16 protein-coding genes and 1 pseudogene are annotated in these 22,982 nt (G+C 65.5%); 6 read left to right on the top strand and 11 right to left on the bottom strand.

Annotated features, from left to right (window positions below; all coding sequences use genetic code 11):
- Positions 1-16: 16 nt before the first annotated feature.
- The 4 genes and pseudogenes from metG to NTZ26_10530 form a co-directional block, all read right to left on the bottom strand.
- Positions 17-1,963, bottom strand: coding sequence for a methionine--tRNA ligase (gene metG / locus NTZ26_10545; protein MCX6560934.1), 1,947 nt, complete (start codon positions 1,961-1,963; stop codon positions 17-19).
- Positions 1,947-2,528 (bottom strand): GTP cyclohydrolase I FolE, encoded by a 582-nt coding sequence (gene folE / locus NTZ26_10540; GenBank protein ID MCX6560933.1) that lies wholly within the window; start codon positions 2,526-2,528, stop codon positions 1,947-1,949. Before folE ends, metG begins: the two co-directional genes overlap by 17 nt.
- A 61-nt stretch (positions 2,529-2,589) precedes the next feature.
- Complete coding sequence (locus tag NTZ26_10535) at positions 2,590-3,435, bottom strand: LarC family nickel insertion protein (protein MCX6560932.1); 846 nt, start codon at positions 3,433-3,435, stop codon at positions 2,590-2,592.
- A 25-nt stretch (positions 3,436-3,460) separates the two neighbouring features.
- A pseudogene (locus NTZ26_10530) lies at positions 3,461-3,715 on the bottom strand (DUF111 family protein).
- Between the two features lie 167 nt (positions 3,716-3,882).
- On the opposite strand from NTZ26_10530, the gene mtnP reads away from it, so the two are divergent.
- The 4 genes from mtnP (at position 3,883) to NTZ26_10510 (ending at position 9,829) form a co-directional block, all read left to right on the top strand.
- Positions 3,883-4,809 carry an S-methyl-5'-thioadenosine phosphorylase gene (gene mtnP, locus NTZ26_10525; protein ID MCX6560931.1) on the top strand — a complete coding sequence of 309 codons (927 nt, stop codon included), beginning with the start codon at positions 3,883-3,885 and terminating at the stop codon, positions 4,807-4,809.
- Complete coding sequence (locus tag NTZ26_10520; GenBank protein ID MCX6560930.1) at positions 4,806-5,708, top strand: PfkB family carbohydrate kinase; 903 nt, start codon at positions 4,806-4,808, stop codon at positions 5,706-5,708. The genes mtnP and NTZ26_10520 overlap by 4 nt, the downstream gene beginning before the upstream one ends.
- A gap of 30 nt (positions 5,709-5,738) precedes the next feature.
- Entirely contained in the window at positions 5,739-7,121 is a 1,383-nt protein-coding gene (locus NTZ26_10515; GenBank protein MCX6560929.1) for a tryptophanase, read from the top strand.
- 116 nt (positions 7,122-7,237) lie between these two features.
- A complete protein-coding gene (locus NTZ26_10510) occupies positions 7,238-9,829 on the top strand; it encodes a PAS domain S-box protein (GenBank protein MCX6560928.1) in 2,592 nt (863 codons plus the stop codon).
- Between the two features lie 88 nt (positions 9,830-9,917).
- On the opposite strand, the gene NTZ26_10505 is transcribed toward NTZ26_10510, so the two are convergent.
- The 6 genes from NTZ26_10505 to NTZ26_10480 all read right to left on the bottom strand — a co-directional run bounded on the left by NTZ26_10505 (position 9,918) and on the right by NTZ26_10480 (position 18,356).
- Positions 9,918-13,190, bottom strand: a complete 3,273-nt coding sequence (locus tag NTZ26_10505; protein MCX6560927.1) for a S41 family peptidase — start codon at positions 13,188-13,190, stop codon at positions 9,918-9,920.
- A gap of 92 nt (positions 13,191-13,282) precedes the next feature.
- Positions 13,283-13,624: a hypothetical protein gene (locus NTZ26_10500; GenBank protein MCX6560926.1), complete on the bottom strand. Its 342-nt coding sequence runs from the start codon at positions 13,622-13,624 to the stop codon at positions 13,283-13,285.
- Between the two features lie 37 nt (positions 13,625-13,661).
- A complete protein-coding gene (locus NTZ26_10495; GenBank protein ID MCX6560925.1) occupies positions 13,662-15,131 on the bottom strand; it encodes a M48 family metalloprotease in 1,470 nt (489 codons plus the stop codon).
- A 387-nt stretch (positions 15,132-15,518) separates the two neighbouring features.
- Positions 15,519-16,535 carry a uroporphyrinogen decarboxylase family protein gene (locus NTZ26_10490; protein ID MCX6560924.1) on the bottom strand — a complete coding sequence of 339 codons (1,017 nt, stop codon included), beginning with the start codon at positions 16,533-16,535 and terminating at the stop codon, positions 15,519-15,521.
- Positions 16,532-16,984 carry a hypothetical protein gene (locus tag NTZ26_10485; protein ID MCX6560923.1) on the bottom strand — a complete coding sequence of 151 codons (453 nt, stop codon included), beginning with the start codon at positions 16,982-16,984 and terminating at the stop codon, positions 16,532-16,534. Before NTZ26_10485 ends, NTZ26_10490 begins: the two co-directional genes overlap by 4 nt.
- Before the next feature lie 16 nt (positions 16,985-17,000).
- Positions 17,001-18,356, bottom strand: coding sequence for a C1 family peptidase (locus NTZ26_10480; GenBank protein ID MCX6560922.1), 1,356 nt, complete (start codon positions 18,354-18,356; stop codon positions 17,001-17,003).
- A 214-nt stretch (positions 18,357-18,570) separates the two neighbouring features.
- Here NTZ26_10480 and NTZ26_10475 point away from each other — a divergent pair, with 214 nt between their 5' ends.
- Complete coding sequence (locus NTZ26_10475; protein ID MCX6560921.1) at positions 18,571-20,484, top strand: AMP-binding protein; 1,914 nt, start codon at positions 18,571-18,573, stop codon at positions 20,482-20,484.
- A gap of 6 nt (positions 20,485-20,490) precedes the next feature.
- Here NTZ26_10475 and NTZ26_10470 read toward each other — a convergent pair whose 3' ends face one another.
- A complete protein-coding gene (locus tag NTZ26_10470) occupies positions 20,491-22,032 on the bottom strand; it encodes a diguanylate cyclase (protein ID MCX6560920.1) in 1,542 nt (513 codons plus the stop codon).
- Between the two features lie 143 nt (positions 22,033-22,175).
- On the opposite strand from NTZ26_10470, the gene NTZ26_10465 reads away from it, so the two are divergent.
- Positions 22,176-22,901 carry a SprT family zinc-dependent metalloprotease gene (locus tag NTZ26_10465; protein MCX6560919.1) on the top strand — a complete coding sequence of 242 codons (726 nt, stop codon included), beginning with the start codon at positions 22,176-22,178 and terminating at the stop codon, positions 22,899-22,901.
- Positions 22,902-22,982: the final 81 nt, after the last annotated feature.

Below are 22,982 nucleotides of genomic sequence, written 5' to 3'. Positions count from 1 at the left end.
CCGGCCGGGCCGCGGCCTATTGGACTTTGCTGCCCGGGGGGATGTCCCCTTCGAAGAACGGGATATAGGCTTTCCCATCCTTGATCCCGGCCAGCAGCATACCCTGCGACTCGACGCCGCGGATGACCGCCGGCTTGAGGTTGGCGATGACGGTGAACCGCTTGCCCACCAAGTCCTCGGGGGCGTAGGTTTCGGCGACGCCGGCTACGATCTGGCGCTCTTCCGTCCCCAGGTCGATTTGGAGCTTGAGCAGCCTGGTCGCCCCCTCCACCCGTTCGGCCTTGAGGACGAGGCCCACGCGCAGGTCGAGCTTCTTGAATTCTTCGTAGGTGATGATATCCATAGTCGTCTCCTTTGCGGCCGGTGCCGGCTCGATGGGCCCGGCCTCGCCAGGCCGGCCCAGGAACTCCTTAAGATCGATCCGGGGGAAGAGGGGCACGGGGGCCTTCATCGGCCGGGCCGGGTCGAGGTCGTCGAAACGAAACTCGGCGTAGGGCACATCGAGCGGCGAGCGCGTCTCGCCCAGGAGGTCCCAGATCTTGCGGGCCGAGCCGGGCATGACCGGCGCCACCAGATGGCTCGCGCCGCGGATGGCCGCCGCCGTCTGCCACAGTACCCGGGCCAGGCGCCGCCGTTGCTCCGGGTCCTTGGCCAGCTTCCAGGGCACGTTGTCGGCCAGGTACTTGTTGGCCAGGCCGATGAAGGCCCACAGCTCCTCCAGCGCCTTAGCCGGGGCGTAGGCCTCGTAGTGCTCCAGGACCGCGGCCCGGGTCTTCTCGAAGGCCTCCCGGATCGCCAGGTCGTCCGTCCGCTCCTCCGCTGGCGTCTCGAGCGTTCCCCCGAAGTATTGCCGGACCATGGTCAGGGTCCGGTGCACCAGATTGCCGAAGTCGTTGGCCAGGTCGGAGTTGACGCGATGGATGAAGCCCTCGTGCGAGAAATTGCCGTCCAGGCCGATGGGGATCTCCCGCAGCAGGAAGTAGCGCAGGGGATCGGGCCCCATGGCGTTGATCAGGACATAGGGGTCGAGGACGTTGCCGCGGGACTTGGACATCTTGGCCTCGTCCTTCAGCCACCAGCCGTGGCCCAGGATGCAGTCCGGCAGCGCCAAGCCCGAGGCCATCAGAAACGCGGGCCAGTAAACGGCGTGGAAGCGGAGGATGTCCTTGCCCATGAGGTGCAGCGAGGCCGGCCAGAACTTGTCGAACCGCTCCATGTCCCAGTCCCAGCCCAGGCCGGTGACGTAGTTGTGGAGAGCGTCGAACCAGACATAGATGGTATGGGCCGGATCGCCCGGCACCGGCACGCCCCACTTGACGGTCGTCCGGGTGATGCTCAAGTCGCGTAGGCCGCCGCGGACAAAGCTTGCCACCTCGTTCATCCGGCTCTGCGGCCGGACGAACTCGGGATGGGCCTCGAAATGGTCGAGCAGCTTCTGCTGGTAGGCCGAGAGCCGGAAGAAGTAGGTCTCCTCCGAGACGACCGTGGCGGCTTTGCCGCAGTCCGGGCAGATCTTGGCCCCGTCCTTGCCGGCGGGGGCGTCCGCCGGCAGGAAGGCCTCGTCCGAAACGCAGTACCAGCCCTTGTACTCGCCTTTGTAGATGTCGCCCTTATCCACCAGGGCCTTGAACAGCTTCTGGACGCCCTTCTCGTGGATTTCCATCGTCGTCCGGATGAACAGGTCGTACGAGATATCCAGCGCCTTCCAGAGGTCCTGGGTTCGGGTGACGACGGAGTCGGCCAATTGGAGCGGCGTGATACCGCGCTCGGCCGCGGCCTTCTCGATCTTCTGGCCGTGCTCGTCCGTGCCGGTCAGAAAGAAGACCTCGCGCCCGGCCAGGCGGTTGTGGCGGGCCAGGGCGTCGGCGATGATCGTGGTGTAGGCGTGGCCGATATGGGGGATGTCGTTGACGTAGTAGATCGGCGTCGTGACGGAGAACGTGGGCTTAGACTTCTTTTCCACCGGTGAGCCCTCCTCGGATAAGCGTGATGGCCTCGGCCCGGGTGACCGGGTGGGTGCGGAAGATGCCCCGCACCGCCGAGGTGACGGTGATCGACTTGGGCTTCTTGGCCCCCCGCATCGACATGCACATGTGCTCGGCTTCGATCACGACCATGACGCCTTGCGGGTCGAGGTAGTCCATAATCATATCGGCGGTCTGCTTGGTCAGCCGCTCCTGCACCTGGAGCCGGCGGGACAGCCCCTCCACGACCCGGGCCAGCTTGGACAGGCCGACGATGCGGCCGTTCTTGGGGATATAGGCGATATGGGCCACTCCGGCGAACGGCAGCATATGGTGCTCGCACATCGAGTACAGCGGGATGTTCTTGATCAGGACCATCTCGTCGTGCTTTTCCTTGTGCACCGTCCGGAGATGGATTTCGGGGTTTTCGTGCAGTCCGCCGAGAATTTCCTGGTACATTCGGGCGACGCGGGCCGGGGTTTCCTTGAGGCCGGCCCGGTCCGGGTTCTCGCCGGCGCCGCGCAGGATCATGCGCACGCCTCTCTCCATCAGCGCCAGGTCCATGCCTCGGCGCTTTTCCGTCGTCGGGGCCGAGCCCCGGCTTGTCTTGGTTTTCATGGCCTTCTCATTTTCCCCGCGCATAGGCGGCCGTCGCCCGGCGCAGGATGTCTTTTAGGGGCAAGCCCTTGCGGCGGGCCAAAGCCAGGCTATCGTCGTACTCGGGCTGGGCGTTGAGGACCCGGCCGCCGAGGCCGGCCGTCTTGATCCGGATAGGCGTCCCGAGTACTAAAACTTTTTCCACGCTCCGCTCCAAGGCCCGGCGCTCGACCGGGTGGTAGCGGACGCCGATCGAGCTTGTCTCCTCGAAGACGGCCCGGATCAGCCGGTCCAGGCCCGCCCCGTCGGCCAGCAGGGAGAGCTGGGTGCCCAGCCGGCCTTTCTTCATTACCGCCGGCGTCATCCAGGCGTCGAGGGCGCCCAGCTCCAGGGCCCGGTCGAGGAAGGCGGCGAGCACTTGGGGGGTGGAATCGTCGACGGTCGCCTCGATCAGATACACCCGCTTGGCGGGCTCGTAGGCTTCTTGGCGGCCGAGAAACGCCCGCAGGATGTTGGGCATCCCGGGCAGGTCGCGGTCGCCCGCCCCGTACCCGATCCGGTCGTAGACGAGCTCGGGAAACGGGGCGAAGCGCGAGGCCAGCGTCTTGACCAGGGCGGCCCCGGTCGGGGTGACCAGCTCGGCTTGGGCATGGGCGGCGTAGACCGGCACGTCCTTCAACAGCTCCGCCACAGCCGGCGGCGGAACGGGCAGGACGCCGTGCGAAGTCCTGACCCAGCCCGAGCCGACGTTGAGGGGCGAGCAGACGAGATCGGCAACCCCGAGCGTTTCGAGAAGCCAGCAGGTCCCGAGCACGTCGACCAAGGCGTCGTCGGCCCCCGGCCTCGTGCAGGTGGACGTGATCGAACGGCTCACCGTGGACCTTGGCCTCGGCCCGGAAGAGGGTTTCGAACACCGCCCGGCCCCTGTCCTTGACGGCCGGGGCGAGGGGGGCTTTTCGGATGAAGCGCTCGATATCGGCCCAATGGCGGGCCCGGGCGGTCGGGGCCGTGATCCGGACGTCGACCTTGAGCCCGCGCAGGTGGGAGCGCTCGACTTGGCGGAACTTGAGGACGATCGGCAGGCCGAGGCCGTCGATCGCCTTTTTGAGCTCGGCCCGGACCGGGCCCAGGTCGGCCAGGGCGCCCAGCAGCATATCGCCGCTCAGGCCGGCGGATGCGTCGAGATAAACGTATTTCATGGGTCACGATCCTCGGTAATCTTTGTAGAATAGCGTTTTCGGGCCGAAAAATCAAAGAACGGCTGGTTTGGCATCGGCCGCCGTTTTGGGTATAGTAGAGGACCCGGACTCGAGGAGGTCCCATGCTCGAAAAGAAAAAAGCCGCGACCCGCGTCACCGTCCAGGCCGATCGGCCCCGGGCCGAGATTGGAATCCTCGGCGGGACCGGTCTCTATGAGATCGAAGGCCTTAAAAAGCTCAAGGAAATCAGGCTCAAGACGCCCCTGGGCGATCCCTCGGATGCCTATATGGTCGGGACGCTGGAAGGCCGCCGGGTGGCGTTCCTCAGCCGCCACGGCCGCGGCCACCGCTACCTGCCCTCCGAGATCAACTACCGGGCCAACGTCTACGGGTTCAAGATGCTCGGGGTCACGAGCGTCATCTCGATCAGCTCCGTAGGCTCGCTGCGGGCCGAGATCCGGCCCTGCGACTTCGTCTTCGCCGACCAGTTCATCGACAAGACCCACCGCCGCTCGACCTTCTTCGGCGAGGGGATCGTCGCCCACGTGGCCTTCGCCGACCCGGTCTGCGGGTCGTTGGCCCGCCACCTCCACCGGACGGCCGAGGGCTTGGGCCTGAGCTGTCACGGGGGTGGTACGTATGTCTGCATGGAGGGACCGGCCTTCTCGACCAAAGCTGAGTCGGAGATGCACCGCCAGTGGGGCGGCTCGATCATCGGCATGACCGGTGCGGCCGAGGCCAAGCTTTTCCGGGAGGCCGAGATCTGTTATGCGACCATGAACCTGGCTACGGACTACGACTGCTGGCACGCCGGCGAGGAGAGCGTCACAGTCGACATGGTCCTTGCGAACCTGCGCCGCAACATCGGCAACGCCAAGGCCGTCATCAAGGCGGCCGTGGCCTCGCTCCCGCCGCACGACGAATCCGCCTGCGGCTGCCGGCGGGCCCTGGCCGGGGCCATCATGACGGATCCCAAGCTCATCACGCCGGCCGTTCGGAAGCGGCTTCACCTGATCATCGGCAAGTACGTCGGGGGCGGGTCCCGATGAGCCTGATCATCGTCGGCTCGGTCGCCTTCGACACCATCGAAACCCCGTCCGTCAAGAAGGAGAAGATCATCGGCGGATCGTGCACCTTCTGCGCCTTGGCCGCCAGCTTCTTCACCCGGCCCGGGATCGTGGCCGTCGTCGGACGCGACTTTCCGCGGTCCGCTGTCACCTTCTTCCGCCGCCGGGGCATCGACCTGCAGGGGCTCAAGACCGTCAAGGACGGGCTGACCTTCCACTGGCACGGCCGCTACGGCGATGATCCCAATCAGCGGGATACCCTCCGGACCGACCTCAACGTCTTTCTCGACTTCCGGCCCGAGATCCCGGCCGCCTATAAAAAAGCCGACATCCTCTTTCTGGCCAATATCGACCCCGACCTGCAGGAATCCATCTTTCGCCAGGTCGAGAAGCCGAAGCTAACGGCCCTGGACACGATCGGGCTGTGGATCAACACCAAGCCCGAGGCGCTTCGACGCGTCCTGCGGCGGGTGGACGTGTACTTCGGCAACGACGAGGAGGTCCGGCTGCTGACCGGGGAGCGGAATCTGGTCAAGGCCGCTGGGATGATCCGGGCCATGGGGCCCAGGCTCGTGGTCATCAAGAAGGGCGAGCACGGGGCCATGATCTTCGGCTCGCGCCTGGTCCTGGCCGTGCCGGGCCGGCCCTGCGAAACCGTCGTCGATCCGACCGGGGCCGGCGACAGCTTCGCCGGCGGCTTCCTCGGCTGGCTCGACAAGGCCGGGAGCTTCAGCCGGCAGGAGATCCGTCGGGCCGCCGTCTACGGCAGCGTCATGGCCTCCTTCGCCATCGAGGGGTTCGGCGTCGAACGATTCCGGACCCTGAAGCCGGCCGAGATCACCGCCCGCTACCGGGCCTTCAAGAATCTGGTCTCTTTCTAATCATTGACAAGGGAGTCTTGCGTGACCGAAATCAAGCCGCCCGTGGAGCCTTTCCGGATCAAAGTCGTGGAGCCCGTCCGCCGGCCGTCCCGGACCGAGCGCGAAGAAGCGCTTCGCGGGGCCGGCTACAACGTCTTCGGCATCCCGGCCGAAAAGATCTTCATCGACCTCCTGACCGACTCGGGAACTGCGGCCATGAGCGACTCGCAGTGGGCCGGCATCATGCGCGGCGACGAATCGTACGCCGGAGCCCGCAGCTTCTTCCGGTTCGAGAAGGCCGTCCGGGGCCTCTTCGGCTTCGAGCATGTCATCCCCACCCACCAGGGCCGGGCAGCCGAACGGATCCTGTTCGAGGCGATGGTCAAGAAGGGCGATTTCGTGCCCAGCAACATCCACTTCGACACCACCCGGGCCAACATCGAGGTTCGGGGAGCCGCGGCCGTCGACCTGGTCATCGACGAGGCCTACGACCCCGTCTCGGCCTGCCCTTTCAAGGGCGACATGGATGTTGCCAAGCTGGAGGCGTTCATCGCTGCCAAAGGCCGGGCCCGCATCCCGCTGGTCATGCTGACCATCACCAACAACAGCGGCGGCGGCCAGCCCGTCTCGATGGCCAATATCCGTCGGGTCAGCGCCGTCTGCCGGGCCGTCGGCATCCCCTTCTTCTTCGACGCCTGCCGCTTTGCCGAGAACGCCTGGTTCATCAAACAGCGGGAGAAGGGCTTCGCCCGCAAATCCGTGGCCGCCATCGCCCGGGAGATGTTCTCCTACGCCGACGGGGCCACCATGAGCGCCAAGAAGGACGCCCTGGTCAATATCGGCGGCTTCCTGACCCTAGCCGACGGCGAGCTGGCCAAGCGCTTAAAGAGTATCCTGATCATTTCCGAGGGGTTTCCCACTTACGGCGGCTTGGCCGGCAGGGACCTGGAGGCCATCGCTCAAGGCCTGGCCGAAGTGGTTGAAGAGGACTATCTCGCCTACCGAACCGCGCAGGCGGCCTACTTGGGAGCGCTTCTCGACCGGGTCGGCGTGCCGTACTTCAAGCCGGTCGGCGGGCACGCCGTATATCTCCTGGCCGACCGGATGCTGCCGGACATCCCGCGGGAGCAGTACCCGGCCTGGGCCCTGACCGTGGCCCTCTACCGCGAGGGCGGGGTGCGGGCGGTCGAAATCGGCGGCGTCATGTTCGGCCACAAGAATCCCCGGACGGGGAAAATGGTCTTCCCGCGCCTGGAGATGGTCCGCCTGGCCCTGCCCCGCCGCGTCTACACCGCCAGCCACTTGGCCTACGTGGCGGACGCCCTGGGGGCGATCGCCCGCTGCAAGGAGGCGGTCCGGGGACTGCGCATCGTGGACGAGCCGCGGTTTCTGCGCCATTTTACCGCCCGCTTCGAAGAGATCCGCCGGGGTTGAGCCGTGGCGGCCGCGAAAGCGGCGGCCGCCGGGCGTTGTGACACGCCGGACGGAATCTGCTATCATCCTCCCAACAAGCGCGGGCGGATATTGCTCTCGATCGGAGGTCGTCCGCGATGAACTGGGAGATGAACTTCTACGCCGCCATCCTGCTTGCCGCCGGATTGATCTCGTTGGGGCTCTCGGCCTTCGGTTGGACCCGCCGCCGTAATCCGGGAGGCCGGGCGCTTTCGGTGCTCATGGCCGTCATCGGCTGGTGGTCGTTCAACGGGGCCATCGAAGCTGCGGTGATCGCCCCCGCGGCTAAAATCCTGGCCGCCAAGTTCCAGTACCTGGGGATCGCTTCGGTCGCCCCGCTCTGGCTCCTCTTTGCCCTCTCGCACGGCCAGCGCCTCTCGCGTGTGACGCACCGAATGCAGGCTTGGCTCTGGCTGGTGCCGACGATCCTGGTCGTCTTGGCCTTCACCAACGAGCGCCATAACCTGATCTGGACCTCGATCCGCCCGGTTTCCGACCAACCCGGGGCCTTGCTCGTTTACGGCCACGGCCCCGCCGTGTGGGTCCATCTCGTTTTTGCCTACGCCCTGATCATCCTGGCCACGAGCATCCTGGTCCGTGACGCCCTGAAGCTTTCGGGCGTCTTCCGCAAACAGACGGTCTGGCTGCTGGCCGGCGCGGCCTTTCCCTGGCTCGGCAACGCCGCTTATATGTTCCGGATCAGCCCGGCCGGGCTCGACCTGACGCCTGTCGCGTTCACCTTCGCGGGCGGATGCCTGGCCGTCAGCCTCCTGCGCTACCGCCTCCTGGATATCGTCCCCATCGCCCATGTCGAGCTCTTTGCCCGCATGGCGGACAGCGTGCTGGTTCTGGACCCCGAGAACCGCATCCTGGACCTCAATCCCGCCGCCCGTCGCCTGATCGGCGCTCCCCCCGACGTCATCGGGCGCCCGCTGCTCGATCTCCTGGCCCCTTGGCCTGATTTCGCCGCCCTGGCGCCCGGCCTCCTCGGCCAGAGCGGCGAGGAAATCATCCAATGCCCGGTCATCAAGCGCTGGCTGGATGTTCAAAATGCAGAGCTTCGCGACGCCCGCGGCGCGGCCATGGGCCGGCTCATCGTCCTGCGCGACATCACGCCGCTCAAGGCGGCGGAGGAGGAACGGTTCGCCTCCCTGGAGCGCATCGGCCGCCAACAGCAGGCCGTCGTCGCCTTGACGGTGAATCCGGCCCTGACGACCGGGGAGTTCGAGGCGGCCGCCGCCGCCCTGACTGAGGCTGCCGGGACGACGATGGGCGTCGAGCGGACAAGCGTTTGGCTGGGCAACTACGAGGACGGGCAGATCCGCTGCGCCGATCTTTTCGAGCGGACGCCGGCGCGGCACTCCTCAGGGACGATCCTTCCATCGGCCCGCTATCCCCGCTACTTCACTGCCATCGCGGCGGGCCGGGTCATCGCCGCCGACGACGCCGAGGCCGACGATCGGACCTCGGAATTTCGGGAGGACTATCTCGTCCCGCTGGGGATCAGCTCGATGCTCGACGCTCCGATCCGGGCCGCCGGTGTGATCCGCGGCATCGTCTGCTTTGAGCATATCGGCCCGGTTCGGGCCTGGCGGATCGACGAGATCCGTTTCGCCGGCGAGATCGCCGACCAGACGGCGCAGGCCTTGCTCAACGCGGACAGGCGGGAGGCCGCCGAAGCCCTCCGCCGCCGCGAGGAGCGCCTGCGATTCGTCAGCGACAACCAGCTGGACATGCTCTGTCAGTTCGATGCGGCGGGGACCGCAGTATATGTCAGCCCCTCGGTCGAACGCATCCTGGGGTATCCCTTCCGGGATATGCTCGGCCGCCGGGCCGAAGAGTTCATCCAGGCCGGGGATTTCGCCTCCGTGGCCCGGGAGCTTCAGGAGGCCAGGCGGGCGCATCGCCGGACGCTGCGCCTCGAGTACCGGTTCCGGCATGCCGACGGGTCGTTTCCCTGGCTGGAGTCGGAAGTCCTCCTTTACGACGACGCCGAGGGCCGCCCGGCCGGATCCATCATCAGCTCGCGCGATATGACCCAGCGGCGGCGGGCCGAGGAGGCCCTGCGGGAATCGATCCGCGAGAAGGAAGTCCTGCTGAAGGAAGTCCACCACCGGGTCCGCAACAACATGCAGGTCATCTCGAGCCTCCTCAACCTGCAGGCCCAGGAGCTGCCCACACCGGCCCTGCGCGAACTGTTCCGGGAGAGTCAGAACCGGATCAAGGCCCTGGCCCTGGTCCACGAAAAGCTCTACCGGTCGTCCGACTTGTCCCGGATCGATTTCGCCGACTACGCCCAGAGCCTGGTTGTGCACCTGTTCCACGTCCTGCAGGCGGATCCGGAGAGGATCCGCTTCGAGCCGCAGCTCGAACCGATCGTGCTCGACATCGGCCTCAGCATTCCGCTCGGGCTCGTGATCAACGAGCTGGTCAGCAACGTCCTGCGGCATGCCTTCCCAGAGGGGCGGCGGGGGATCCTCCAGGTCCGCCTGGAGCGGACCGGTGCCGGCCGGGGCCGCCTGATCGTGCGGGACGACGGCGTCGGCTGGGCCGGGGCTGTCGATCCTCAGGCCCGCGAATCGCTGGGGCTTCAGATCGTCCAGACCCTGGTCAAGCAGATCGATGGAACCCTGACCTTTGGTCGGGAGGGCGGGACCGCGGTCGAGGTCGAATTCCCCCTCCCAGCCTGATATTCGGCGCGGTCAGACGTCCTCTTGAAGAGAGAGAGAAAAAAGGGGAAGGGGCGCGCTCAGGCGCCCCCTCCGGGGAATGACGGGCCTATTTCTTGGGATAGGCGGGTGTCGGTGGGAAGCTCGGCGGATTCTTCTTGATCTTCTCCAGCATCACTTCGATGGCCTTCTCCAGCTGCAGATCGCGTCCCGCCGCGACCGAGCCCGGGTCGTTATCGACCCAGACGTCGGGGTCGGCGCCGTGGTTCTCGACGATCCACTTGCCGTCCCGGCCGTAGAAGGCGTTGTTGGACTGCTCCACCGTGCCGTTGTCGATGGTCAGCTGCTGGTTGAGGATCCCGACCAGGCCGCCCCAGGACGTGACGCCCACGACCGTGCCCAGCTTGCGGGACTTGAAGTCGTCGACGAAGGCTTCGCCGTCCGAGCCGTTGTTCTCGTTGGAGATGACAACGTAGTTGCCGTTGCCGGCGGTGCCGGGGTAGCGGAAGGGGACCATGCCGCGCAGGACGTTCTGGGCGGTCATGACCCGCTCCAGCTTGTCGATCAGGAAATACTCGGTCCAGCCGCCGCCGTTGCGGCGGACGTCGATGATGACGCCGTCCTTGTACCGGAAAGCCCGCCAGTATTTGTCGAACTCCCCGATCCCGCCCCCGCCCATGGCGTTGATATGCATGTAGCCGATGCGGCCGTTGCCGGCCTTGTCGATGGCCTGGATGTTGTTCTGGATCCAGCGGAAGTACCGCAGCTGCTGGTCGCTGCCGATCGGGTCGACGGCGTAGGTTTTGGCTCCTTCCAGGGTCGGCTTGGCGCTGACCGTGACACGGATCTTGTGCCCGGGGGTCGTCTGGAGGAGCTTGAAGTAGTCGTCGCCCGCTTTGAGGGGCGTGCCGTTGATGGCCAAGAGGTAGTCGCCTTCCTTGACGGCGATGTCCGGCCGGACAAGCGGGCCGACCAGGTTGAGATTGATCTCGGTCGGGCCGTAGATCTTGTCCAGCTTGTAGAGGCCGGAGGCCTTGTCGGCGACGAGGTCGGCGCCGAGCAAGCCGGTGAACACGGGGGAGCGGGGCGCGGCGGCCGGGCCGAGGTCGCCGCCTCCGATGTAGGTGTGGGAGACGCACAGCTCGCCGACCAGTTGGGACAGGACCCAGTTCAGCTCGCTGCGCGAGGACAGGTAGGGGATGTAGGCCCGGTATTTCTCGCCCATGGCCTTCCAGTCGCGGCCGTGGAAGCCGGCGTCGTAGAAAAAGTCGCGGTACCAGCGCCAGGCGTCATTGAAGATCTGGTTCCACTCCTGGCGCAGGTTCACGGTGTAGACCAGGCCGGACAGGTTCAGCCGCTCGCCGGAGGCCTTGGAGGCAAAGGCCCGATCGACGCCCGTCAAGAAGACGTCGCCTTCCTTGCGGATGACGAGCTGCTCCTGGTTGGCCGAAAGCCCGAAGTCGCGGACCTTGTCGTTGAGGACGACTTCCCGCCCCTCGGCCATGTCGAAGATGTGGAGGGCCCATTTGGTGGCGCCCTGCTTGGGCTTGAAGATCTCTTCGTATTCGTCCTCGGTGAAGGCGTCGACCGAGGCCCACAGCACCTTGCCCTTGCCGGCCTTGAGATAGAAATCGTTCCCGGCCGGGACGGGCAGGGGGTAGGTCCGCTTCATCAGCCCCTCGGCGTCGATCCGGAATGGCTCGGGCTCGGCCTTCTGGTCGGCCTTAATCCCGGCCTCAGCCCCGATTCCGGCCGCGGCCGGGGCGAAGGGCGGCTTCTCGCCGTCCCTCAGCTGGACAACCATGACCTGCTGGGGCGCCGGGTAGACGTGGTTGTCCTCGTAGAAGTCCATCTGGATATCGAAGCCGCGGCTGCTGACATAGTAGAGGTACCGGCCGTTGGCGTCGAAGGAGGGGTAGAGGTTGTCGTAGAAATCGTTGGTCGCAGCGATCTTCTTGCCGGTTTCGAGGCTGTAGAGGAAGATCTGGCTGTTGCGGTTGGACTGGACGAAGCTGTAGGCGATCCACTTGGAATCGGGCGACCAGGCGTAGTCGGCCATCTCCCAAATGAACTCGTCGTTCTTCATCTGGTTGGAAGAGTCGATCTTGATCGTCTTCTTGGCCGCCACGTCCACGTAGAACAGGCTGTAATCCTTGTTTCCGAAGAGGATCTTCTTGCCGTCGGGGGACCAGGCCAGGCGGTAGACGGCCCGGTCTAGGTCGGTCGTGATCGGAGTCCACTCGCCGCCGGAAACGCTCTGGGTGTAAAGCTGATAGTCGCCGGTCTTGTCGCTGAAGAAGGCCACGGTCTTGCCGTCCGGCGAGATGGCCGGATACATCTCGCGCGTCCCCGGGGTCCCCGATAGGTTGTCCGCCGGTTCGCGCCCGGCCGGGACGCGGAAGACGTCGCCGCGGGCTTCCAGCACTGCGCTGCGGCCGTCGTTGGCGACGTTGACCGTGTGGAGGTAGTCGCGGGGGTTGATGACCCGGTCGCGAAGCGACCAGCGGTCGGAAGGCACCTGCACGGTCAGGGTTCGGTCCTTCCCGGCCTGGGTGTCATAGACGTGGATGCGGCCGTCCTGCATGTAGGCGATCGAGCGGCCGTCGGTGTTCGGCATCATGACGTCGAAGTCGGCGTAGGACGTCACCGGCTTGACCTCTTTGGCGCCCAGCTTCTGGGTGTAGAGGTTGGAGATTCCGTTGCCGCGGTCGGTGACGAAGTACATCAGCCCGCCGATCCACATCGGGTAGCTGTTCTTGCCGACGTAATCGGTGACGGGGGTGTAGGTCCGGGCGGTGAGGTCGTAAAGCCAGATGTCCTGGTACTGGCCGCCCTTGTAGCGCTTCCAGTAGTACTCCTCATTGCCCTTGCGCGTGTAAAGGAACTTGTGCTGATCGGGGATGAAGCTGATCAGTCCGCCCCGCTCCAGCGGCAGACGCTGCGGCGCGCCGCCCTTGACGCCGACCGAGTAGAGGTTGGTGTCGCGGCCGACGACGTTCTCGAACAGGGCCCGGAAGATGACCTCGCTCCCGTCCGGCGTCCAGGCGATGGCTTGGGCGCCGCCCGGGTTATAGGTCAGCCGGACCGGGGCCCCGCCCTCGGCCGGCATCAGGTAAACCGCCCCAGCTCCGTCGTAGGAGGCGGTGAAGGCCAGCCATTTGCCGTCCGGGGACAGCTTGGCGAAGGACTCCGTGCCCGGGAAGGTCGTCAGGCGCGAGGCGACGCCGCCCTGGGCGCTGACGGTCCACAGGTCGGCTTCGTAAGTGAAGACGATCTTGTCGTTGTGGATGGTCGGATAGGTGAAGAAGCGGCCTTCCTCGATGGCCGCGGCCGGGTAGGCGAAGGCGAGAACGAGGATGGCCAGGGCGAGAGCTTTTTTCATCGGCGTCAACCTCCAAGGAGTGGGGATGAGAGGAAAAAACGGTAGCACAAGCCGCCGGGCTCGTCAAATCCCGGCCCCGGCGTCGGTCCGGGCTAGCGGATGCGGTAAAACCACATCAGCGGCAGCCACAGCTGGTGGCCGTAGGGCAGGCGCTTGTGGTTGACCAGGATCTCGGTTGTCTCCCATTCGTGGACCAGGTTGAAGAGCCGGAAGAGATCCTCGACTTCGGCCGGGGTGTAGACTGCCGAGTGGCGGATCCAGTCGCCGTCCCCCTCCTCGCGGTAGGTGGGGTTTCTCTTAGCCAGCTCGACCGCCTGGGCGTAATTCGGGTGGACGCGGCGGCCGAAGACGACGGTGATGCGAAACGACTTGGCCTCCGTGTTCGGGTGAAGGATGTCGTCCAACTGGTCTTTTGCGGCGAGGTCGGCGGCCATGGCTTCAATCTACCACATCGGATGGGGGGCCTTCAATTCAGCGGACGATCTTGATCGCCCGGTCGGCCCCGATGGCCTTGTCGAGCGAGAGCCCGTTCAACATTTCCAGGTTTTTCCACTGTTTTTCGGGTGCGTTCAGCCGCTTCAGGGCGGCCCGGAAGACCTCCGCTCCGCGGGCCGCCTGCATCGAGATCCGTAGCGGCTTCCGGTTGAGCTTGGCCGGGTCGGTCAGCGGCTGGAACGAGCGAATGGCACTTTCGATGGCCCCGGTGTACTTGGTGAAGTCGGCCTCTCCGGCCGCGCAGAGGAAGGTGAAGACCTGACTGCCTTTCCGGATGCAATGGATGTCGACCGACATCGGCGTTTCCGTAGTCTCCGCCTGCCCCTCCACGGGCTTGGGCCGAACGTCATATAGCCCCCGCAAGGCGTTCAGTCCGTTGATCTGGAGGGGGGACCGGGAGACTTCCTTGACTTGGGATTCTTTGAAGGCCGTCAGCTGCTCCTGAAGGTAGACGCCGAGGTCTTTGGTCGTCGCCTCGGCCGACAGGAAGACGGCCGCTTTCTCGTCGTCGGAGGCCATGATGAACTGCTTGGGCGAGTTCTGGTATTTCCAGCCCTGCGGGATCTTGAGGGCAAACTGGAGGTCGGGGTGATAGAAGGCGCCCGCTTCGACATAGCCCTGGCGGGGGTTGTCGCCGAAGACCAGGCCGTCGATCCGCTTGATGTACTCCGGCCGGGCCACCCGCAGGCCGGCGTCGCCGGGCTCGAGCATTTTGTTGATCTCTTCGATGCGGCGGTCGGTCAGGGGGTGGGTGGACAGGAAATTGGGCAGGCTCGGCCCCTGGCTGTTTTTCTCCATCCGCAGGAAGGTGGTGAAGAGCGGGATCACTTGGCCGGGCGCGTAGCCGATCTTGCGGGCGTATTGGACGCCCAAGCTGTCGGCTTGATACTCGTCGTCCCGGCTGTACTTGAGGAACAGGACCTGCAGGCCGACGATGGCGAAGGGGGCGATCTTCTGGATGTCCTCGCTTAGGGCGCTGGCCACGAGGACCCCGCCGATCAGCAGGAGCTGACGGCTCATGGCCCGGGCCGTGTGGCGGGCGTTGACGTGGCCCATCTCGTGGCCGATGATGGCGGCCAGAGCCGCCTCGTCCTCCATGATGGCCAGCATGCCGCGGGTGACGTAGATGTAGCCGCCCGGCGCCGCGAAGGCGTTCTCGACCGGCGTGTCCAGCACGGAAAAATGGTACGGCAGCTGGGGCCGGTGGGTGATCGGGGCCATGCGTTTGCCCAAGGCTTCCACATAGCCGTTCAGGGCGGGATCATCGTAGATCCCGTATTCCTCCCGAATGCTGACGTCCGTCGACCGCCCCATCTCGATCTCCATGGACTCGGAGATGATGTTGAACTCTTTCTTGCCGGTGACGGGGTTGACGACGCAGCCGATGAGGCAGGCGATGATCAGAAGGGCGATCGGGCCCGAGACTCTGGCCAGGCGTCTTTCCATATCGAGCCTCCTTTCGGCGGGTTTGGCCCTATCATACACGAATGGGCGGCCGCTTCAATAGATGGAGGGCCGTAGTTTGCGCGGTGAGAAGGGAAATTGAGGTGGATACCATCTCCCACTCCGTTTCTTTTCCGTTAGATGGTCTCGTGCTCAAACATCCCTCGGCGCCCGCAGCGCTTCGCAGTCCTCGTCGGGACGTCGCTTCGATCGTTCCCGCGAGGGTTGGGTTCCCTCGAAGAGGTGCGCAAAAAGGCTAAACCCGCGCGGTTTCGCCGTCGGCCGGATACCGTGCCGCATGAGACCCGGAGATGGGAGAAACACTTAGATCACCTGTTTAATCCCAGGCCGTGCGACGCTTTGGTCGCACTCGTCGGGACGAACGCTTCGTCAGTCCCCGCGAGTGTCGAGCATGGCCCGCAGGTTCGCGGCCGGGGTTTCGGCCGGGATGGCGCAGCCGGCATTGAGGATGAAGCGGGGCTCGCCCCGGAAGATCTCGAGCAGCTCGCGGGTCCGGTCTTCGACTTCGGCCGGCGTTCCCAAGGCCAGAACTCCGCTGGGGTCGATGTTGCCGATCAGGCAGGCCCGCCCCCGGAGCGCTGCCCGGGCTTGCCGCGGGTCGGTCTTGTAATCCAGCTCCAGCCCGTCCGCCCCGGTCGCGATCATGTCCGCCAGAATGGGGCCCGTGTTGCCGCAGATATGGAGGACATAGGGCTTGCCGAGCGAATGGGCCCGGTCCGCACAGGCTTTCTCCCACGGCTGGGCAAACCGCCGGTAAGCGGCCGGCGAGATCAGATCCGGGCCGGCCGGGCTGTCGCCGTTGGAAAGGATGTCCGCGCCGGCTTCCGCCATCAAGTCCAGGAACTGGCGGGTCGCCTCAAAGCAGTAGTCGAGCAAGGTCCGGATCCGCTCCGGATCGGCCTCGACGAGGTCCATCATCCAAGCGTCCAGGCCCCGGACCATCGCGGCCAGCGAGAAGGGCGCCTGGTCGGCGTTGCCGCGCACGGCGACCGCATCCCCGAAATGGGCTTTGAGGATCCGGACCGACTCCAGGGCGGTTTCAATCTCGAAATAGCCGGCGATATCGGGGGGCTGCAGATCGGGCACGGCTTCGAGCGAGGCGATGAGCGGTCCCTTGCAGCGAGCCGGCAGATCCTCGGGCAGATCGACCGGAACGCCCAGCGCTCCCGCCAGCATCGCCGTGCTGACGTCCACCAGAATCCCGTCGGTGGAGTACGTTTCGACGGCCCGGATGAAGGACGCCGCGACGGCCCGTCCATCCCTCCGGAAGCGAGCCATGGTCAGCCCGTTTTCGCGGGCCGCCATCAGGAAATTATGCAGCATCACCGGCGTCCGGTCCGCCGGCTCGCCCCGCAGGGCGGCCAGAATCCGTTCCCGGCCCGTCACCGGTACTCGTCGGCCAGGGTTTGCATTTTCTCCTGGACTTTCTTGGCCAGCTCGTTGGTCTTGGGCGGGACGAGGGCTTTGACGAATTCTTGGTAGTCGGCCGCCGTGACGCCGAGCTTCTCGTAGACCTTCTCGATCTCCGGCTCGATCGCAGTCTGGTCGTCGGCGTACTTCTCGCGGATCAGGATCGTGCGGGCCGTGATCTCGATATAGAGGGCGTCGTTGACCTTGGGCTCAGGCTTGGGCTGGGGCTTGTTGGCTTCCGCCTCGGCGGCGGCCTCGGCCTCGGCCTTGTCGGCTTCGATCTCGGCCAGAGCCCGGTCGGCCGAATTGGTCAGCCCGGCCTTGCCCTTGCAGGCGGGCCCTAGGGCCGTCAGGACCATGGCCGCCATGAGCACGACGGCGAAGCGGAGAATCCTCGGGCGGGCGCTCGGGGCGTTTCGGATCATGGAACATCCTTTAAGGTTATTTGCGGACGAAAAACGGAATGTATGGCGATCGGACGACTCCGAAGCCGTCCACGAACAGGACGGCCTGGGCCAAGAGATGGGTTTCGGCCATTTGATAGACCCAGCCCTGAGGGGAGGCCACGTTGCGGCCGACGGGGACGAGCAGGGCGGCGTAAGGGATCCAAGTGGCCCAATTCGTCCGCAGGCCCTCGGTGGGGACGGGATAGCTCTGGGTGCCGCAGGCGGCCCAGCCGTTGATGTCGGCGTAAGCCCGGTCGGCGCCGGCCACTGCGGCGCCCGGCGTTCCGTTCCCGGCGTCGTAGTAGAAGTAGACGACGATTTGATCGCTCCGCCCCAGCCCGGCCGGGATGTCCAGGCTGCCGTCGAACTTCATGAAGTACCCCAGGTCGGGCCGGCCGGGGAAGGACGCATTGTGATTGATGGCGAGAAGGGCCAGCGAGGCCGCACGCCGCGGCGTCGGAGCCGGCGGCGGGACGGGATCTTCGCCCGGCGTTACGACCGCGGGCGCGGGACTGTTGCGGGCATCCTTGGCCACGTAAGCCTCGTTGACGACCCGGCGAAAAAGATCGTAGTCGACCCAGCAGAACCCCCCGTCGGCCCAATCCCGGCCCCAGGAGTTCATCAGCCGGAAAGCCCGGCGCGCGTCGTCGTAGCCGACGACGACCATGGCGTGGCCGCCTACGACGGTCCCGATCGACTGCCAGGTTGTGCCGGCCGGATGTTTAATGAAGGCCTGGTCGACGTTGGCTCCGATGAGGACGGGGAACCCGGCGTGGAGGTGCGCTTTGACCTCTTTGACGTCCTGGGCGTTGACCTGGCGCCAGAAGTCGATCTTGTAGCGGGCCGCCCGCTGCTTGATCTCGGCGCCCGGTTGGGAGGCGGCATCGGCGATATTGTATGGCATATCCGCCCAGGTCGCTGCCCCCTGTTCAGACAGGATGGCGAAGGCGTCGGCGTAAAGAATCGGGACATTCCGCCCGCCGTTGCATTGGTTGTAGATGAAGGCCGGGCTGAAGACGCGCCGGGCGTCCAAGGCCGCGTCTCGGCCATAAGGCTGTTTCTCCTCGACCTTCTCCTGATAGCTTTTCAGGGCGTAGGCCATGGCCCAGCCGACGCAGGAATTCTGGCTGCCCTGCTGTCCGGGCGGCGGCATGTCGGGGGAGAGATCGACCGCCGCCGGCAGCGTATCGCCCGAGTAGGGGGTGAAGGCCAGGGGGACTCCCCGGAGCCGGTCCGGTGTCGCCAGTCGGAGGCCCAAGCCGGGAACGGAATCGGACTGCCCGAACCCGGCGGACAGCCAGACAGCGGCCACGCCGGCCGCTAGGAGCGCGCCCAAGATCGTTTTTTTCATTCGAACTCCTTCCTGCCGAAACCAGAATATCGGCCTCGGTCGGGCCTTGTCAATCCCCTTTTACGGGGGGCGCGACGCTTCGGGTCTGGTCCCTGTCCGAACGGGCTGGCTCGGATGGGGGTTGCTGGCTCACAGGCGGGACCAGGGTTCGACGACTTTGACAAGTCCCCGTCCGCCGCGATAGGATGAGCCCGCTTCGTCAGGAAGGAGCGACATGAACGAACAACGCACTCTACCCCGGCTTCTGGAGATCAGCGCCGAGCGGTTTCCCGACAACGTCCTGATGTGGGAGAAGAAGGCCGATAAGTACGAGGGGACGACTTTCGCTCAGATGCGGGCCCTCGTCCACCGCTTCGGGGCCGGGCTGATGAGCCTGGGACTGGAAAAGGGCGATCGCGCGGCCCTGATCTCCGAGGGCCGCAACGACTGGGTCATGGGCGAGCTCGGCCTCCTCTATGTCGGTGCGGTCGACGTGCCCATCTCGGTCAAAGTCGACGAGCTGGCCGACCTCAAGTTCCGTCTCCTCCACTCGGGCTGCAAGATGGCCCTGGTTTCCCCTGGCCACATCGACAAGATCCGGCGGATCAAGGCCGACCTGCCCGAGCTCAAGCTGACCATCTGCTTCGACGGCCTGAAATCGTTCGAAACCGACGAAGTCTCGGCTGCGACCGTGCTCAAGCACGGCGAGGATTTCCTCGGCCACAGCCGGGCCGCCTTTGAGGCCCGTTGGCAGTCCGTGCGCGAGAGCGATCACGCCAACATCTGCTACACCTCGGGAACCACCGCCGACCCCAAGGGCATCATCCTGACCCACCGCAACTATACGGCCAACGTCGAGCAGGGCACGGCCATGATCGATCCCCAGCCGGACTGGGTCCTGTTCAACGTCCTGCCCTGGGACCACGCTTTCGGGCATACCTGCGGCATCTACATGATGATGAAATCCGGGGCCTCGATCGCTTCGGTCCAGCAGGGGCGGACCGCCATGGAAACCGTAAAGAACGTGCCCCTCAACATCAAGGAACTCCGCCCGCACGTTTTTTTAAGCGTGCCGGCCCTGGCCAAGAACTTCCGCAAGACCATCGAAAAGGGTGTCCGGGACAGGGGCCCCAAGGCCGAGGCGCTCTTCGCCAAGGCCATGAAGACCGCCTATGCCTATAATAAGGAGGGCTGGAATCGCGGCCGCGGGGCCCAGAAGATGAAGAAGCCCGTTCTGGCCCTTTACGACAAGCTCCTGTTCAGTAAGATCCGGGCGAATTTCGGCGGCCGGCTGAAGTTCTTCGTCGGCGGCGGGGCCCTGCTCGACATCGAGCTGCAGCGCTTCTTCTATGCCGTCGGCATCCCCATGCTTCAGGGCTATGGGCTGACGGAAGCCGCCCCGGTCATCTCGGCCAACAGCCTGACCCACCACAAGCTGGGGTCCTCCGGCCGGGTGATGTCCGGCCTGGAGGTCCGCATCTGCGATTCGGACGGCAACGCCCTCCCCGCCGGCGCCTCGGGCGAGATCGTGGTCCGCGGCGAAAACGTCATGGCCGGCTACTGGCGCAACGACAAGGCCACGGCCGAGGCGCTGCGGGGCGGCTGGCTCTATACCGGCGATCTGGGCTACCTCGATCGGGACGGCTATCTCTATGTCCTGGGCCGGGTCAAGAGCCTGCTCATCGCCAACGACGGCGAGAAGTACAGCCCCGAGCTGATCGAGGAAGCCGTTACGGACAGCTCGCCCTACATCGAACAGCTGATGCTCTACAACGACCAGTCGCCCTATACGGTGGCCCTGCTCGTCCCGGCCAAAGAGGCCGTCCTGGGCTGGCTGAAGAAAAAGAGCCTCTCGGTCAAAGAGCCCGAGGGGCGCGACGCCGGGCTCCGGCTCCTGGAGGGGGAGATCGCCAAATATCGAGAGGGCGGCGAATTCGCCGGCCAGTTCCCCGGCCGCTGGCTGCCGTCCGCGATCGCCGTCCTGGGCGAGTCGTTCACCGAGCAGAACCGCCTGCTCAATTCGACCCTCAAAATGGTCCGCGGCCGGATCGTCGATTATTACCGGAACCGGATCGATTTCCTTTATACCGCTGAGGCCAAGAGCATTCTCAACTCCCAGAACCGGGCCATTGTGGAGCGGTTTGAGTAAGGCCCGTCAGGCGGATTCGACGCGATCGCGGCCCGCGGCCTTGGCCCGATAGAGGGCTTTGTCCGCCTTGTTGATCAGAGCCTCGGTCTCCGCGGCGTCGTCGGGGAAGGCGGCCACCCCGGCGCTCAGCGTCGGTGCGCCGGCGCCCGCCGCCGCCCCTAACCCGATCCGGATGCGGTCCGCCAGGCCGCGGGCGTTGGCCCGGGGCGTTTCGGGCAGGAGGATGGCGAACTCGTCGCCGCCGAAGCGGGTCACGATATCCTGTTTGCGGGTGATGCCGCGCAGGAACTCGGCCGTCCGCTTAAGGAGCTCGTCCCCTTCGAGATGGCCGTGGGCGTCGTTGTAATCCTTGAACCGATCGAGATCCAAGATGATGAGCGACAGCGGGCGTCCGTAGCGCTTGGCCCGCCCGAATTCCTCCGCCAGCTTGTCGTTAAAATGACGCCGGTTGTAGGCCGTGGTCAGGGGGTCGGTGATGGACAGCTCGCGGTCGTGCCGGCGGAAATCCTCCAGGGTGTCCAAGAGTCGGTCGAAGGAGGCGCCCATCCGGGCCAGCTCGTCTTTCCCGGACAGCCGCAGGCGGACCGAGGTGTCGCCCGAGGCGCGGACTTTTTCGAACAGGCGGTCGATGCGGCCGATCCTCCGGACGATGAGCAGGTCCAGGAAGATCAGGTTCATGGCTAGGATAACGGCCGCGCAAGCCAGCAGGGCGAACAAGAGATAGCGACGAGAGATCCGGCCGTGGGCGTAGATCGGCCGGGGTGAATCCGCGCGGATGATCAGGGCGGGTCGGCCCAAGTAATCGATCAGCAGGCCGTAGCCTGAGATGGCATCCGGCCCGGCGGTTCGAATGGACGTCGTTCGGCCCGCCAGCAGCTCCGTCCGGGCGTCGCGCACGTCGGCCGGTAAATCGGCCGCCTCCGCTGGGAAAACCTTCAGCCGGAGTCCGGTCAGGACTTCGATGCGTGTGATCAGCGTTTCATCGAGATAGCGGGCGAAAATCACCGTTCCGTGGGCGGGTCCGGTCTCGTCCGAGCGGAGGATCGGGGCCGCGGCGAAGAGGAGGGGTTGTCTGGATAGGAGAAGCAGGCCTGTCCGGACCTCGGTCCCTCCGGCCGGACGGAGAAGCGGGCTGTCGGGGGCGATATGGGCGGCGAATTCTTTGGGCAGGGATCCCGGCAGGCCGTCCCCCGTGTCGGAGACCCGACCGAACAATTCCCGGCCGTCGGGACGGAAGATGGCGATCAAATCGATCTTCAGGTCGCCGAAGGTCGATGCGGTGATATTGGTCTTGATGAAATCGCCGTCGGCGCTGGTCATGAATTCGTAGAGGTCATCCCAGAAGGCCCAGTCCCGGGTCTGGCCGCGGATCGTCTCCAGGTCGTTGGCCAAGGAGCTTTTCACGGCCGCGACCTTGGTCTGGACGTCCTCGCGTTCCAGGGCGGAGAAGCTCGTTTGGAGCCGCTTGGAGAGGATGGCGAAAAGCAAACCGATCATGACCAGGATGATGGCGCCGGTATGAAGCAGAGTCCTTTGGCGAAGGTTCATGAAGAGACGATTCCTCGCGCTAAATTCTTGCCCGAAATTATCCGACTTTCGCGGCCTCGAAGCAAGGAAAAAAACGCTATAATACCGGTCAGGAGGCCCGCCATGGTTCAGTCTCTCGGCCCGGATCGGGGGAGGCTCCCCGGTTGAGCGCTGCCGCCACGGTTTGCCATACCCTTGAGCTGGACGGCCGGACGGTCCGGCTTTGGCTGCTGCGCGGCAGCGGCCGGAGGGTCAGGATCGTAGTCCAGCCCGACGGCCGGATCACCGTCCACGCCCCGACCCGGATGCCGGAGGATCAGATCCTCGGCTTCGTCCGCGGCAAGTCGCGCTGGATCGCCCGGACCCTGCACCGGGTCGATAATTATATCCGCCTGCCCCATCCCGAGCGGTTCCAAGCCGGCGAAGCCGTGGCCTACCTCGGGGTGCCCCATCCCTTGGTGGTCGAGGGGGGCGGCCGAGCCGCGGCGAAGATGTCCGGCGGTTCGCTGATCGTCCGCGTTCCCGATCCGACCGACGGGGCGGCGGCGCAGCGGGCCGTGGATCGCTGGCTGAAAGCCCGGGCCGGGGAGGTCTTCGAGCGGGTCTTGGCGCGCCACCTGACCGTCGCGTCCCGGTTCGGCATTCCGCGGCCGAGCTGGTCCCTGCGCCGGATGCAAAGGCGTTGGGGCAGCTGCGGGCGCGACGGTCGCATCGTCCTCAATGTCCGGCTGGTCCAGACGCCCTTGGAATGCATCGAATACGTCATCATGCACGAGCTGTGCCACCTGAAGCATCACCACCACGGAGGGGATTTTTACGCTCTCCTGACCCAGGTCATGCCCGACTGGCCCCGCCGCAAAGAGCTTCTGTCTAAGATCGTGGTCGGCTGAAGGGCCGGCCGGCGGTCTTTTTATCGAGAGGGAGAGATGGCCCTATGGCGCTTGTCCGGCGGAGATCGTATCTATGGTGTC

It is taken from the genome of Candidatus Aminicenantes bacterium, from assembly GCA_026393855.1.
Taxonomy (GTDB): Bacteria; Acidobacteriota; Aminicenantia; order Aminicenantales; family UBA4085; genus UBA4085.
This window is presented reverse-complemented; position numbering and strand designations above follow the sequence as displayed.

Excerpts from the sequence above, each read along its gene's own strand:
- folE (MCX6560933.1), bottom strand. The coding sequence starts at position 2,528 with ATGGACCTGGCGCTGATGGAGAGAGGCGTGCGCATGATCCTGCGCGGC.
- mtnP (MCX6560931.1), top strand. The coding sequence starts at position 3,883 with ATGCTCGAAAAGAAAAAAGCCGCGACCCGCGTCACCGTCCAGGCCGAT.
- NTZ26_10520 (MCX6560930.1), top strand. The coding sequence starts at position 4,806 with ATGAGCCTGATCATCGTCGGCTCGGTCGCCTTCGACACCATCGAAACC.
- NTZ26_10510 (MCX6560928.1), top strand. The coding sequence starts at position 7,238 with ATGAACTGGGAGATGAACTTCTACGCCGCCATCCTGCTTGCCGCCGGA.
- NTZ26_10505 (MCX6560927.1), bottom strand. The coding sequence starts at position 13,190 with ATGAAAAAAGCTCTCGCCCTGGCCATCCTCGTTCTCGCCTTCGCCTAC.
- NTZ26_10500 (MCX6560926.1), bottom strand. The coding sequence starts at position 13,624 with ATGGCCGCCGACCTCGCCGCAAAAGACCAGTTGGACGACATCCTTCAC.
- NTZ26_10495 (MCX6560925.1), bottom strand. The coding sequence starts at position 15,131 with ATGGAAAGACGCCTGGCCAGAGTCTCGGGCCCGATCGCCCTTCTGATC.
- NTZ26_10485 (MCX6560923.1), bottom strand. The coding sequence starts at position 16,984 with ATGATCCGAAACGCCCCGAGCGCCCGCCCGAGGATTCTCCGCTTCGCC.
- NTZ26_10480 (MCX6560922.1), bottom strand. The coding sequence starts at position 18,356 with ATGAAAAAAACGATCTTGGGCGCGCTCCTAGCGGCCGGCGTGGCCGCT.
- NTZ26_10475 (MCX6560921.1), top strand. The coding sequence starts at position 18,571 with ATGAACGAACAACGCACTCTACCCCGGCTTCTGGAGATCAGCGCCGAG.
- NTZ26_10470 (MCX6560920.1), bottom strand. The coding sequence starts at position 22,032 with ATGAACCTTCGCCAAAGGACTCTGCTTCATACCGGCGCCATCATCCTG.